Origin of the sequence: uncultured Clostridium sp. (assembly GCF_934754915.1) — a bacterium.
In the GTDB taxonomy this organism is placed as follows: domain Bacteria; phylum Bacillota; class Clostridia; order Clostridiales; family Clostridiaceae; genus Clostridium.
On the sequence record NZ_CAKVKB010000028.1, the window covers coordinates 1 to 14755 of the forward strand.

Genomic DNA, 14755 nt, shown 5'->3' on the forward strand with positions numbered 1-14755 from the left:
TTTTCATTATTTGTCAACTTTTATTATCTTTAAAGTTGACATTATAAAAATATATCAAAAAATATATTTATAAATAGACAAATTTAAATATTATGTGATAGGAAAATAAAGAATAAGAAATAGAAGATTCAAATTTATTGAAATAAAATAGAAATGTTTAAAATAAAGGGTATGTTGATAAGATTGAAATGTTACTGTAAAATAAAGGAAAAGGTTTGTGAGATAAATTAAACTAATTTACAGTGGTATAAAAGGAAAGAGGGGTGCGAGGATAATATGGAGAGTTCTGAAGGTATAATAAGAAATAAATTTGAATTTTTGGGAGAAATCAAAATAAATACATCTAACAAAAAGCTTATGATGGAAAAAATCTTATCATATAGTCCTACTTTACAGAATGGAATAGAAAAATATAAAATAGAAAATCGTAATTTTACAATATTTATATTACTTACTGTTTTGGCAATTAAGTTTCCTGCAATTGCATTACCATGCTGTGTAACATCAGTAATTTTTCTTGTGAAAATGTTAAGTTTAATAAAATATAGAAGTGTTTATAATATTGTAAAAAAAATGGGCAGAGATATTGCATACAAAGGTATATATAATAAAACTATAATTGAAGATATGATGAATGATTTTAAATGTAAATATGGAGATGATATCATTGAATATTATGAACTTATCTATATGGTTAAAAATTATGAGAAATTTGTAATGAAACTAGAACAAGCAATGAATGAAATGCGCAACAAAATTGAAAATGGTATGGAAAATGATATATATATAAAATATAGTGAAAAGAATTTTGATGAATTTAATGAGCATGAGAAAGAGGAGAAATCTGTTAAAAATAAAAACTGTAAGTATAGAGAAAATCCATCTCTTTTATATAAAAATGAAAATGGTGAAATTAGAAAAGTGAAAAGAGCAATAGAATTTTTTGAAGATAAAAATCAAGACACAGATGCAGTAATATTAAAAGGTGGAAAGGAGAAAAACAAAAATATTACTGTATATCTATATAAGAAAAACAATGAACTCCAAAATAATGTGCTATAGCAATTTTTAATAAGAAAAACTCCTGCTATTTATAATGTTATTTTAATATAATAAATAATAGGAGTTGTTTTTTTTGCTCATTTATAATAAAATCATATGGGCGAATTTAAAGTATATATAACAATTTATGAGAAATTAATATTGTATATTATGAAATTATTTTATAGCATAGATATTTTATGACAATAGAAAATAAATTTATTATGGAACTGCAGTGCAATTAGTTGATTTGTTTATGTTTACAATACAGCGGTTTCAAGATTTTGGAGGAAATTATGCACGATGTAATGATAATTGGTATAGCTGGTGGAAGTGGTTCTGGAAAGACAACATTGGCTCAAAAAATTAAAGAGGTTTTTGGTGATAAGATTTCTATTCTTTGCCATGATTATTACTATAAATCAAATGAAGGAATACCAATGGAAGAACGTAAGAAGCTTAATTATGATCATCCGGATTCATTTGACACAAATCTTTTAATCGAACATCTTAAGAGGTTAAAACAAGGAGAAGCAATAAATCATCCTGTATATTCCTTTGTTGAACATACAAGATTGAATGAGACAGTAGAAGTTATACCTACTAAAGTTATAATAGTAGAAGGAATACTTATTTTTGAAAATAAAGAATTATGTGATTTGATGGATATAAAAGTATTTGTAGATACAGATGGAGATATACGAATAATAAGAAGACTTCTTAGAGATGTTAAGGAAAGAGGCAGAGGCTTAGATTCAGTAGTAAATCAATATTTAAGTACTGTTAAACCAATGCATGAAGAATTTGTTGAACCAAGTAAGAGAAGAGCTGATATAATAATTCCTGAAGGTGGAGCAAATGATGTGGCATTAAACATGCTTCTTGAACAGATAAGAAAATTCATAAATGAATAGGAAAATTTGAAAATTAAATTTATGAAGTTTAATTTTACATAATGCTGAAAATCTGTTAAAGCCTTTACAGTATGAAATTTACAATAGAATTTTAAACTGTAAGGGTTTATTTGAAATTATTTATTATTTTAGAATAAAATGTAGATTGTAAAAGATGTTTGTTAAGAAAAAATTAATAGAACTTTAATTAGTAATACATTGAGGATATGGTTTTAATAATATATAATAAAACTTAATTACTCAATATATAAAATATAAACGGAATATCATTTTATATTAAATGTTTGATATAGAAGTGTATAATTGTATTAGAGGTATATTTTTTATATAAAAGGATATTATCAAATATATACTAATTTAAACATGATATTGAAGAAAAAATGAGAAGGGGTTGGATTATGAAGATTGACTGGAATACAAAGTACACGACTATTGCAGCATATACTTTTATAGTGGCATGTGCTATAATATTGTTTTACCTTGGAATATCACAAATTGGCATTGTTTTGGGAAAAATAAGTGGAGCAATTGTAATTCTTCAGCCATTTATTTTTGGATTTTCAATTGCATACATATTGAATTTTGTATTGAAATATTGTGAAAGAGTATTGTTCAGCTTTGAATTTATGAAAAAACTGAAATTAAAGCGCAATTCTAAAAGAGCAATAGGAATTGTTATAACATATTTGTTTAGTTTTATTATTGTATATCTTTTTATAAAATTTGTACTTCCACAGCTTTTGGAAAGTATTATTGGTCTTATGAATGATATACCTATGTATATTACTGAAACAACAAAATTTATTGATGGATTATTATTGAAATTAAATATAGAAAAGCAATATTTGGATCTTATAAATGAAAATTTCAACAAATTTATAGAATTTATAATTAAGTTTGCAACAAATCTTCTTCCTGTATTAGGAACAATGTTAACAAGTATAGCATCTAAAGTATGGAATATTGTACTTGGAATAATAGTATCAATTTATCTTTTAAGTGATAAGGAAAAATTCTGCGCTTTGAGTAAAAAGATAACATATGCAGTATTTCCTAAATCAATAGCAGAAAAGACTATAGAAATAACTCACAGAAGCAATAGTACATTTGGAAAATTTCTTATGGGGAAAATTCTTGATTCAGCCATAATAGGCATGCTTACATTCTTTATTCTTACTATATGTAAGATGCCATATGTAATATTGATATCAGTAATTGTAGGAATTACAAATATAATACCATTTTTTGGACCGTTTATAGGTGCTGTACCATCATTTATAATAATACTTTTTGTATCACCAGTTAAGGCTTTATGGTTTCTTGTAATAATATTAATTATTCAGCAGATTGATGGTAATATTATAGGGCCTAAAATATTAGGAGATTCAATAGGAATATCTGCTTTCTGGATTTTGTTTGCAATTCTTGTTGCAGGTAAATTCCTTGGAATTGTAGGAATGGTAATAGGGGTTCCTTTATTTGCTGTAATCTATTCTCTTTTAAAAGAAGTAGTAGAAGCAAAGCTTAAGAAAAAGGGAATGAAGACAGAAACGGAAGATTATATGTAAATTACCAATCTTAATAATATTTCTATTTGGAAAGGTATATATAGAAAAGAATATATTTTTTAGAGACTGTGCATATTTATTAAAATATGTGCAGTCTTTTAAAATATTTGGAAAAGTTAATGGTTAATGATAGAATATAAGTAAGAAAATAATTAGCATTAAAAAATTATTTTAAATAAAATTTACAGCAGGAGAGGAGAACATATGAAAAATATTAAAGCAGTTATATTTGATATGGATGGAGTACTTATTGATACAGAAAGGATTTCATTTAATGCATTTAAAGAAGTCCTAAAAGAATATAATTATGAAATGACAGAAAAATTTTACCTGACAATGATAGGAAGAAATGTGAAAAGCATTAAAGAACTTATGATGAAAGAATATGGAAATGATTTTCCTTTTGAAGAAGTATATGAAAAGAAAGTTAAGATAGCAGTCAGTACAATTGACAGAGATGGTGTTATAGTAAAAACAGGTGTTCATGAGCTTGTAGATTATTTAAAAGAAAATAATTACAAAATTGCAGTAGCAACATCTACAAGAAAGGAAAGAGCTCACTATCTTCTTGAACAGGTTGGAATAAAGAATAAAGTAGATTATATTATCTGCGGAGATCAGGTTGAAAATTCTAAACCAGATCCAGAAATATTTTTAAAAGCAGCAAAAGGTCTTGATGTTAAACCTGAGTATTGTATGGTAATAGAAGATTCTGATGCTGGAATATTAGCTGCACACAGAGCAGGAATGACAGGAATAAATGTTCCAGATATGAAAGAACCTGATGAAAACATGAAAAAACTTGCAAATCATATATGCAGCAGTCTTTTAGAAGTAAAAAACTATATGGAAAATTCTAATGTTTTAGCTTAATAAGAAATAGCTGTGTTTATAGAAATAAGGGGTATATAAAAGGAGGGTAAACAATGAATATAGTAATTTTATCATTAATAGAAGCTTTGGGAATTTGTATGGTTGGACTAATATTTTTTATTCTATTCTTATTTGTACCAGTAGATGGAACTGAAATTCATAAGGAATTCAGATTTGGTCCTGAAGGATTCTGTATAAGACTTGAGAGAGTTGAAGAAAAGAAAAAGGAGTAGAGGAATTAAATACTTAATTTTAAGATGTAATTAATATAAAATTGTGAAATGTAAATATAAAAATTGAGCCAGACTTGTAATTCAAGACTGGCTCAATTTTTATATAAAATTTTATTGATATATCATTTTTGGCTGCATTAGTTTTGGTTTATATCCATTATCAACAAGTGCCTTTATTATTTTCTGTTTGTGTTCATGACCAAATGTTTCCATTGTTATATCTAATTCAACAGCACTATTACGGTTTATGCTTACAAATTGATTGTGATCAAGTTTTATTATATTTCCTTGAGCTTCAGCAATTACTTTAGATACATTTGTAAGTTCTCCTGGTTTATCTGGAAGAAGTACTGAAACAGTACATATACGTTCTCTTTCTATTAATCCATGTTGAACAAGGGATGCAAAAGTAATAACATCCATATTACCACCACTTATGATTGAAACAACTTTTTTATCCTTGCATTTTAAATGCTTTAATGCTGCAACTGTAAGAAGACCTGAGTTTTCAGCAAGCATTTTATGATTTTCAAGCATATCTAAAAATGCACCTATAAGTTCATGATCTTCAATTGTTATTATATCGTCAATGTTCTTTTGGATATATGGGAATATTTTAGAACCTGGAGTCTTAACAGCAGTACCATCTGCAATTGTATCAACGGTAGGTAGTGTTGTAACTTTACCAGCTTTTAAAGAAGCCTGCATACAGTTTGCACCAGCAGGTTCTACACCAATTACCTGTACATTTGGATTTAATAATTTTGTAAGTGTAGAAACACCAGTAGCAAGTCCACCTCCACCAATTGGTACTAAAATAATGTCAACAGTAGGCAGTTCTTTTAATATTTCCATTGCAATAGAACCTTGTCCTGTAGCTACATCAAGATCATCAAAAGGATGAATGAAAGTATATCCTTTTTCTTCAGCAAGTTTTAATGCATAATTGCAGGCTTCATCATAAACATCACCATATAATATAACTTCAGCACCATAACTTTTAGTTCTGTTAACTTTCATTAATGGTGTTGTTGTAGGCATTACAATTATAGCCTTACAATTATATGCTTTTGCTGCATAAGCAACTCCTTGAGCATGATTGCCGGCAGAAGCTGTAATAAGTCCTTTATTTCTGTCTGCGTCACTTAAAGTACTTATTTTATAATATGCACCTCTTATTTTATATGCACCTGTTTTCTGCATATTTTCAGGTTTGAAATAAACCTTGTTTCCTGTTAAATCAGAAAAATAATCACTATGAACTAATTTTGTTGGTAATATAACTTTTTGAACAGTTTCATAAGCTTGTTCAAATTTATCTAATGTCATCATATTTATAACCCCTTCTTACTATTGTTGCTTAAAACTTAATAATTTTATAATATCATTTTAGGAAATAATGTCAAGCTGTTAATATTTTATATACAAATAAAAAGGGGAAATATTTAATAAAAAATCAGAAATATGATAAAAACAGCATAAAAATAATTTTTTTAATTTAATGTTCAATATCTATATCTTCACCTTCTCCAGAATATTTATATTTTATTTCTAAATTATTTGAAAAGTCATCAGCTATTTTAAAATTGTCTAAGTTTCTGCTTATAGGAGGATTATTTAGTTCCATATCTTTTTCTGTATTTGTTTTGAATTGTAGTTTATGAAATTTATTTACGTATTTTTTTTTCATCATTAGAGAAACTTCCTTTCACAATATATTTAAATACTAAATAATACATTACTAGTATTTCTTATTATTATGTGAAAAAATCTAGTGAATTTATAGAATAAAAGGCCAGAATATCCATAAATGATACTCTGACCTTTTATTAAATTTAATATTATTTATTACTTGGATATATTGGAAGCAGTAGATTTGATTTTGTCAATATTGGTCTTAATACATTATATAAAAATGCAACTAATATTACAGAAACAACTGCATTTGCAAAAGTTGCTACGGCACTTAGTTTGGCAAGAACTTTAGCAAATTCCTGTGGTTGTCCTAAGATATACTGCTTATAAAAATAACCTACGATAGGATCTGCTATTACATTAAATGCAAGTCCACATACTGAAGATATAATGCTCCACTTAAATATGTATTTTTTATCATTTGATTCACTTATTCTAGCTATTTTATGAGCTACAAATCCAGTAATAAGTCCTATACATAATTTTAATATAAATGTTTTTGGAGCTACAATTACATATGCTGGATCAAATATATCAGCAATTGTCATTCCTATAGCACCAGCAAGACCGCCATAAAAACCGCCTAAAAGTAAAGCTGCAAGTACACAGAAAGCATTTCCTACGTGAAGTGAAGTATAATCTCCTCCTGGTACTGGAATTTTAATTTGTAAAAAAGTAAAAGATACATAACATAATGCAGCTAGAAGAGCTGTCTGCATTAATTTTTTTAATCTAACGTTTGTTGTTTCCATAAAAAAACCCCTTTTAAAAATTAGTTTATTTCATTGCTTATCATTTGAAAATAATATTTAATTTTGGTTATTTAGCTAAATAATATTTATAAAATTATTTTATAATAGCAAGAACAGCCTTAATACAGGCTGTAATTATATAATACGTATATTATAGCATCAGAAATATTGCCGTCAAATGTATGGGTACATTAAACAAAAGATAAGCTATAAAAATAGAGACTTAAAGTTGTATATTGGAGTTAACAATATTATATGTGTTTATTGTTAGAATTTATATGAAAGGGTAATTTTAATGAGAAAGAGTCAATTAAGAGTGTTTAGATAAATTTGTATCAATTTTCACTAAATCTAGTAATAGGACAGTTAATATCCTTTTGAGAAAGTTTTCTGGTTACAGCATATGATAGACATTTTAATCCACCTCTGCATTTTTCTGATTTATAGCATTTTTTGCATTCTTCTGGAATTTCATGATTCTTTAGATATTTAATTAATTCACTTTCATTATATAAATCCGTTATAGATTTTTCTAAAGTATTCCCTATAACAATAGGGAGTCTCCTGCAAGGAAGAAGATCACCATTAGCTAGTATTGTAAGAAGAGTAATACCCGCTGAACAATGATAGATACAATTTGTGCCGCCCAAAAACATTAAAGCTCTATTTGTTCTTATTTCTGTAACACAATTTTTATTTTTTTCTGCTTTTAGGGATTCTTTTTGCAGAAGTTTGGTCATTTTTAAAAATTCTTCAGTGCTTAATATATCTTCACATGTATTAGTTGGAATTAATCTATCTGTCCAAAAAACTCGGACTTTTTCCTTTTTTACAAATTTAATTAAGGATTTTAATTTATGGATGTTCTTCTTATGGGCAGTAAAAGCAACCATTGATTGAATGTTATATTTATTTAGCAATCTTATTGCATTTACTGCTTTTTCAAAATTTCCTTTGCCTCTGATTTCATCATGGATTTTTTTAGTACCATCTAAACTTATTTGTACAAAGGATAAATTCTTATATAATGAAAGTCTTAGGACTAAGTCTTCATCTAATATAGTTCCATTAGTTAATATTCCAAAAGAAATATTATTTTTTTCAAATAAACTTATAATATTAAAAAAGTCAGGGTGAAGAAATGGTTCTCCACCTGTAATGTTGATATGACTTTTAAAATTATTGTGTTTTACATATTCGAGATAATCAAAGAAAATTTTTTTTATTTGATTAAAACTTAAATCATTTTTGTAATCTTCCTGATAGCAGTGAATACATCTTAAATTGCATTTATGAGTAATATGCCATTGCAGAATATGTTTTTCCATGAATTAATCAGCACCTCCTCCGCCACAACTAGAACAGCTAGAGCAGCTGGAACAGCTAGAGCAGTCTGTTCCACTAGAAGAACTGTTATCAACATATGAATGAGAGTGATAATCCATATAATAAAAGGGATCGTTGTAATAATAATAATAGTAATTATTTTGAAGATCATCAAAATAATTACTTTCTCCTTTTGATGTTACTAATATTTTGCTTGCCATATAGTATAAGTTGTCTAATTCTATAAAATTCTGCTTGTTATATTTATCTAATATTTCTCCCATATCATTTGTGTAACCTTGGGCATAGCGATTAAAATAAATTTTAAGAATTTTGATTTTATTTTTATTTTCTTTTCTAAATTGTTTAATTTCTTTTTTATTGTATGCTGACGTGATTTTCTTTAATGATTTTTTATCTTTCAATATTTTTAATAGATCATCCATAGAAATTAGGCTTATCCCATTAGAATCCTGTTTTGAATATTTATTTAATAATTGAATAAGTGATATTTCGAATTTCTTTAAACCATATTCTAAATTGTAGTTTATATATATGTTTGTGTCTTTTATTGATAAAAAATCTTTTCTTAATAAATCAAGAAATATGAGCTTGAATTCATTCATTTCTATTTTACGTATTCCACACATTCTTGAAAATTCAAAAGGTGTGATATTATGAATTTTTAACTCATTTATTATCTGGTAAATGAATTTTTCATCTTTAGCTAACTTATTACTTTTTAAGCAAAGTATTATCTTAAATATTATTATAGAAAAAATGAAGACAAACACACATAAAGTAGATAAAGCAAAAACAGCAGAAAAGTTTTTATCATAGTTTCCGTTTTCATCAGCAACTGCATCCAGCGTATTTTGATCTATAAAGTTAATATTTTGTGAAAAAATATTTTTATCCATAGCAATATTAATTTTGATTAGATTAGAACTGTTCTTTTCATTTAATTCAATATTGTCAGGATTTATTTTATAATTCATACCAGAATCATTTCTGATTTCCATATTGCATGAATCAGGTGCATAGATGTTTATCTTTAAGTTATTTATTGATTTCTCAAAATTTGTTCCAATAAATCTATAGCAGAAAAATGCATATCCTTTTTCATTGTACTTAACAATATTAGTCAATGTATAACTGGTTTCTAAATTAAGTGTGGTATTTTTAGCTTTAAAATACCATGCATACTCCAAGTTATTTTCCATATCTGAAATGCTGTAAGTACCTTCAGGTCTATTATCTAAATCGTCAGTTAGGGTACAATCAAGACCATTGATTTTAAAATTGTCAAATTCAATATTGTCATATTTTTCTAATTCATTAGGATTTTTAAGCCTGTTTACATAAAAACGTGTAAAATCACCTTTTTTAAAGTTAAGTTTCCATTTTTCAGTTATATGTGCATTTCCATCTTTATCTAAATATACATTAAATTCAGCTTTTTCTATATCGTACTCTTTTTGAGCTGCATATACTGGTGAATTGTGAAATCCTAATATAAGGAATCCTAAAAACAGTATTAATAAATTAAAGAATCGCTTCATGATTTTCCTCCTTAAAATAAATAACATAATTTACAATTTTATTTATTACATTGTATCATATACTTGTGTATAATGGATAATATGTAAATAATAATTGTTGTTAATGATTGAGGATCTTTGATATTAGCATAAATACAAAGTCCAACTCAACATATAGTATATCTTAAATGGATATAGGTACTATATCTTGAATTAAATCATATAAAATTATAATTATGAAATATCTACAATTAAGATGAAAAATGAAAAAAGCAATTTGAATATAATTATTTTATAATCTTATATGAGTTATTCTCAAGAATGCTTACAGCTTGTTTTAAATCATTTTCCTTTATCATAATATAATCAGTATCATATGTTGAAACTGCAAATATGCTTATATTGTTTTCAGCCATGAGAGTGCTTATTTTTGATAGTATTCCAATAAGAGAAAAATCTAATGGACCTAGAATTTTTAATATTTTCCAGTCAAGCTCACATTTTGTATCTTTAGGTATATTGTCTTTGAGACATACAATAGATAATTCATCATCTGTTTTTGTTATAGAAGAGAATTCACCATCAAAGGCCCATGAAGGAATTGATTCATCTTTGTTTAATCTACACACTCCGTAAATATCTTTTAATAATTTTAAAGTTAAGTTTTGTTTTGTCAATTTAATCATCCTTTCTTAATTCAAATATAAATAAACCTGGGAGATATAAAAATATCTCCCAGGCTTTTATCCTTCCGTGTACACAAAATATGTGTGCTTTCTCTTGGACCAGACCTAAATTATTAGCGGAACCCTAGAAAACTTAATGTAGAGATTCTATCATAGTAAGGAAAATAAATCAATGTTTAATATTTTTTGGAATACATTCATATGTATCAAATATAAAGGATATTATGTTTAAAACAATACAAAATATTTTGCTGATTTATAGAAAAATGCAGCATTATGATATAAAATAATTGTAATATGAAAGGAGATATGTACATGACCAGAAAGATTTGCCCCAAATGTAATTCGAATAATATTATTCCAATAATTTATGGATATCCAACAAAAGAAATGTTTGATGAAAGTGATAGGGAAGAATGTATCTTAGGAGGATGCTGCATTGAATTCAATGAAGAAGCAAAAGATTCTCTTGAGAGATTTCACTGCAAAGATTGTGGTTTTGAATGGTGAAATTGAAATATCAAAAGTATATTTATATTATTATTCCATTGCAGTGATCAATTTCATGCTGAATAATTTGAGCAACTAGTCCTGTAAATTTGTCTTTATGCTTTTTAAAATTTCTGTCTAGGTATTCTACTTCTATTATTTCATATCGAGTTGTTTTTCTGAAACCTGTTAAAGAAAGACAGCTTTCTTCAGTTTCATAACTTTTCATTTTTTTTATTATTACAGGATTAATCATAGGAATTATAAGATTTCCTGCAGCACATACTATAATACGTTTTTTTATTCCTATCATATTGGCAGCCATGCCTACACAGTTATCTATGTTTGCTTTTAAAGTGTCAATTAAATCAGTTATAACTTGAAAATCATCTTTAGTTGCAGGTTCAGATTTCTGTCCTAAAAATAATACATCTTTAACAATCGGCTTTATCATTTTTAACTTCAACCTTTCTAAATTTTATTTTTGTTATTTATATATACAATTATTATATATGTTGCAATTGACAATTTGCAATGAAGAATAAAATTTCTGTAAGATTTCTTTAATGTATAGAATAAATTTTAGATGTAAATTTAATATTGGAACATATATGTAAAATATTATTGTTAATTTGGAAGATTAGATAAGTTTTTAATAAAATACCTACTAAATAGATTTTTGTAGCTTTATGTGTCTATCTAGAAGGTATAATATTATTAAAATAATGGTTGCTTAAATTTATGTAAAATGATTATACTATTTTTGTTGTCCAATCTTCGCAATTCCAAATCTCAGTTACAACATCTCTATAAAAATCAGGTTCATGGGATACTAAAAGTATAGTTCCTTTATATTCTTTTAAAGCACGTTTTAATTCATCTTTAGCATCTACATCAAGGTGGTTGGTAGGTTCATCTAGAATAAGTATATTAGTTTCGTTGTTTAATATTTTGCATAATCTTACTTTTGCAGCTTCTCCTCCAGATAAGACTCTTATTTGAGATTCAAGCTGCTTTGTAGTCAATCCACATTTAGCAAGAGCAGCTCTAACCTGATACTGAGTGTATCCAGGAAACTCATTCCATACTTCTTCAATACATGTATTTGAATTGTCAGTTCTATCTTCCTGTTCAAAATATCCTATGTGTTGGTAATCTCCAAGATGCACTTCACCACTTAAAGGTTTTACTATTCCAAGGAGACTCTTTAATAGAGTTGACTTACCAAGACCATTTGCACCAACAAGGGCAACTTTTTGTCCTCTTTCCATAGATATATTAAGTGGTTTTGTAAGCGGAGAATTATAGCCTATAACTAAATCTTTAGTTTCAAAAATTACCTTTCCAGAAGTTCTTGCTGGTTTGAAATTAAATTCAGGTTTTGGTTTTTCCTGCATTAATTCGATTTTTTCCATTTTATCTAATTTTTTTTGTCTTGATTTTGCCATATTGGCAGTTGCTACATTAGCTTTATTTCTTGCTACGAAATCTTCAAGTCTTGCAATCTCTTTCTGTTGTTTTTCATAAGCAGCTTCAAGTTTCTTTTTATTTTCAGCATAAATTCTTTGAAATTCATTATAATCGCCCACATATCTTGTAAGTTTTCTTTCTTCAACATGATAAATTAAATTTACTACTGAATTTAAGAATGGAATATCATGTGAAATAAGGATAAATGCATTTTCGTATGACTGAAGATATCTTTTAAGCCATTCAATATGTTCTTCGTCCAGATAGTTAGTAGGTTCGTCAAGGAGCAGGATATCCGGATTTTCAAGCAGAAGCTTTCCAAGAAGAATTTTTGTTCTTTGCCCACCAGATAAATCATCAACATCTCTGTCTAATCCTAAATCCAAAAGTCCAAGTCCTTTTGCAACCTCTTCAACTTTTGGATCTATTACATAAAAACCGTTATTATCAAGTAGATCTTGAATAACAGCTGTTCTGTCAAGCATCTTGTTTAACTCATCTTCAGTACAGTCACCCATTTTTTCATATAATGAATTCATTTCAGCTTCAAGGTCAAAAAGATATTTAAATGCACCTCTTAAAGCTTCTCTTATGCTTTGTCCTTTAGTAAGTACAGCATGCTGGTCCATGTATCCAACTCTTACATTGTTTGACCATTCAACTTTACCTTCATCTGGTTGAAGTTTTCCTGTTACTATATTCATAAAAGTAGACTTACCTTCACCATTAGCACCGATAAGTCCAACATGTTCTCCTTTTAAAAGTCTAAAAGAAACATCTTCAAATATGGCTCTGTCTCCAAAACCATGATTCATATCTTTAACAAGTAATACGCTCATTAATTTCCTCCTGTAAAAATAATAGTACTCTAACTCAGTTATGTTACTAGTTTAAATGATAGAACCCTTTTGTGTCAAAATAAAATTCTAAAATAAAGTTCTTTTAATTTATGAAGACAGGAAAAAGTAGAATATCAAGTATAATATGTAATAGATTGAACAATAATAAACATTAGAAAAAGTAATCAATTTACAAAAGAAATTTTAGGAGAAATATTTATGAATTATATTATATTAATTATAGGATTTATACTGCTTATAAAAGGAGCAGACATTTTTGTGGATGGTGCTTCTTCATTGGCTAAAAAGATAGGAATACCACCAGTTATTGTAGGGCTTACAATAGTATCAATCGGGACGAGTGCTCCAGAACTTGCAGTAAGCATTATTTCTGGACTTAATGGAAGCAATGATATTGCAATAGGGAATGTACTTGGGTCAAACATATTTAATACTTTAGTAGTTTTAGGTGTAACAACAATTATACTTCCAATAATAATACACAAAGAAAAAGTAAGAACAGATTTTTTAGTAAATACAGGGGTGACAATATTGCTATTTATATTGGCATTTGATAATTTATTTACAGAAAAATCAAATATAATTACAAGAATTGATGGAACAATACTTGTATTTATTTGCATAGCATATATGACTATGCTTGTTGTAAAAGCTAAAAGAGTTGGTATACCTGAACCAGCCAATACCGAGAAAAATATAAATGTTTTTACAAAGACACTTTTGATGATTGCTGGTGCAGCAGGAATAGTAATAGGAGGTCAGCTGGTTGTTGATAGTGCTAGTAATATAGCTTCATCTCTTGGAATGAGTGAAAAACTTGTTGGACTTACAATAGTTGCAATGGGAACATCCCTTCCGGAACTTGTGACATCAGCAATGGCAGCTCACAAAGGAGAAAATGAGATTGCTCTTGGAAATGTACTTGGTTCAAATATATTTAATATTCTTTTAATTTTGGGTGTTTCATCAATGATCAGTCCTATTAATGTCGAACAGAGTCTTTTAGTAGATTTTTTATTTTTGATAGGAGTGACATTGCTTATATATATATTAATTTTTGCAAATAGAAAAAAAGAAAAAAAATTAACTAAAATTGAAGGAATACTACTTACAGCATTATATGCAGCATATATGATATATATAATAACTAGAAATTAGCAAAAAGATAATAACAAAATGATTTAAATTTATTTTAAAATAAGTTTAAATCATTTTTTATTTAGTTAGTATATTAATTAGGTTAATTAATATAGAAAAGTATGGTATCATTTAAATAAAAGAAAATATATGGTTTTTATGGGATAAGA

15 protein-coding genes and 1 riboswitch are annotated in these 14755 nt (G+C 27.0%); of the genes, 7 read left to right on the plus strand and 8 right to left on the minus strand.

What is annotated here, in order from left to right:
• Nucleotides 1–276 precede the first annotated feature (276 nt).
• The 5 genes from Q0F58_RS06595 to Q0F58_RS06615 all read left to right on the plus strand — a co-directional run bounded on the left by Q0F58_RS06595 (nt 277) and on the right by Q0F58_RS06615 (nt 4629).
• Entirely contained in the window at nt 277–1062 is a 786-nt protein-coding gene (locus tag Q0F58_RS06595) for a hypothetical protein (protein ID WP_294373986.1), read from the plus strand.
• 275 nt (nt 1063–1337) lie between these two features.
• The gene (gene udk, locus Q0F58_RS06600; RefSeq protein WP_294373988.1) at nt 1338–1955 is read left to right on the plus strand and encodes a uridine kinase; all 618 of its coding nucleotides are present in this window, start codon (nt 1338–1340) and stop codon (nt 1953–1955) included.
• A gap of 398 nt (nt 1956–2353) precedes the next feature.
• On the plus strand, nt 2354–3523 hold the full coding sequence (locus tag Q0F58_RS06605) for an AI-2E family transporter (protein ID WP_294373990.1): 1170 nt from the start codon (nt 2354–2356) through the stop codon (nt 3521–3523).
• 204 nt (nt 3524–3727) lie between these two features.
• Nucleotides 3728–4396, plus strand: a complete 669-nt coding sequence (locus Q0F58_RS06610) for an HAD family phosphatase (RefSeq protein WP_294373992.1) — start codon at nt 3728–3730, stop codon at nt 4394–4396.
• Nucleotides 4397–4449: 53 nt separating this feature from the next.
• Nucleotides 4450–4629: a hypothetical protein gene (locus Q0F58_RS06615; protein ID WP_294373994.1), complete on the plus strand. Its 180-nt coding sequence runs from the start codon at nt 4450–4452 to the stop codon at nt 4627–4629.
• A 111-nt stretch (nt 4630–4740) separates the two neighbouring features.
• Here the strand turns inward: Q0F58_RS06615 and ilvA are convergent, their stop codons facing one another.
• The 6 genes from ilvA to Q0F58_RS06645 form a co-directional block, all read right to left on the minus strand.
• Complete coding sequence (ilvA, locus tag Q0F58_RS06620) at nt 4741–5961, minus strand: threonine ammonia-lyase (RefSeq protein WP_294373997.1); 1221 nt, start codon at nt 5959–5961, stop codon at nt 4741–4743.
• Nucleotides 5962–6127: 166 nt separating this feature from the next.
• Nucleotides 6128–6322: a hypothetical protein gene (locus tag Q0F58_RS06625; RefSeq protein ID WP_294374000.1), complete on the minus strand. Its 195-nt coding sequence runs from the start codon at nt 6320–6322 to the stop codon at nt 6128–6130.
• Between the two features lie 148 nt (nt 6323–6470).
• Nucleotides 6471–7076, minus strand: a complete 606-nt coding sequence (locus Q0F58_RS06630; protein ID WP_294374003.1) for an ECF transporter S component — start codon at nt 7074–7076, stop codon at nt 6471–6473.
• Nucleotides 7077–7411: 335 nt separating this feature from the next.
• Nucleotides 7412–8404, minus strand: coding sequence for a radical SAM/SPASM domain-containing protein (locus Q0F58_RS06635; protein ID WP_294374006.1), 993 nt, complete (start codon nt 8402–8404; stop codon nt 7412–7414).
• Between the two features lie 3 nt (nt 8405–8407).
• A complete protein-coding gene (locus Q0F58_RS06640; protein WP_294374009.1) occupies nt 8408–9964 on the minus strand; it encodes a DUF2207 domain-containing protein in 1557 nt (518 codons plus the stop codon).
• Between the two features lie 266 nt (nt 9965–10230).
• Complete coding sequence (locus Q0F58_RS06645) at nt 10231–10620, minus strand: ACT domain-containing protein (protein ID WP_294374011.1); 390 nt, start codon at nt 10618–10620, stop codon at nt 10231–10233.
• Between the two features lie 53 nt (nt 10621–10673).
• A riboswitch (guanidine-I (ykkC/yxkD leader) is annotated at nt 10674–10768 on the minus strand.
• A 176-nt stretch (nt 10769–10944) separates the two neighbouring features.
• Between Q0F58_RS06645 and Q0F58_RS06650 the strand changes: the two genes are divergently transcribed.
• Nucleotides 10945–11139 (plus strand): hypothetical protein, encoded by a 195-nt coding sequence (locus tag Q0F58_RS06650; protein ID WP_294374013.1) that lies wholly within the window; start codon nt 10945–10947, stop codon nt 11137–11139.
• 22 nt (nt 11140–11161) lie between these two features.
• On the opposite strand, the gene Q0F58_RS06655 is transcribed toward Q0F58_RS06650, so the two are convergent.
• Both Q0F58_RS06655 and Q0F58_RS06660 read right to left on the minus strand, forming a co-directional pair.
• On the minus strand, nt 11162–11572 hold the full coding sequence (locus Q0F58_RS06655; protein WP_294374018.1) for a peptide deformylase: 411 nt from the start codon (nt 11570–11572) through the stop codon (nt 11162–11164).
• A gap of 298 nt (nt 11573–11870) precedes the next feature.
• On the minus strand, nt 11871–13427 hold the full coding sequence (locus tag Q0F58_RS06660) for an ABC-F family ATP-binding cassette domain-containing protein (protein WP_294374020.1): 1557 nt from the start codon (nt 13425–13427) through the stop codon (nt 11871–11873).
• A 219-nt stretch (nt 13428–13646) separates the two neighbouring features.
• On the opposite strand from Q0F58_RS06660, the gene Q0F58_RS06665 reads away from it, so the two are divergent.
• A complete protein-coding gene (locus Q0F58_RS06665) occupies nt 13647–14606 on the plus strand; it encodes a calcium/sodium antiporter (protein ID WP_294374023.1) in 960 nt (319 codons plus the stop codon).
• Nucleotides 14607–14755: the final 149 nt, after the last annotated feature.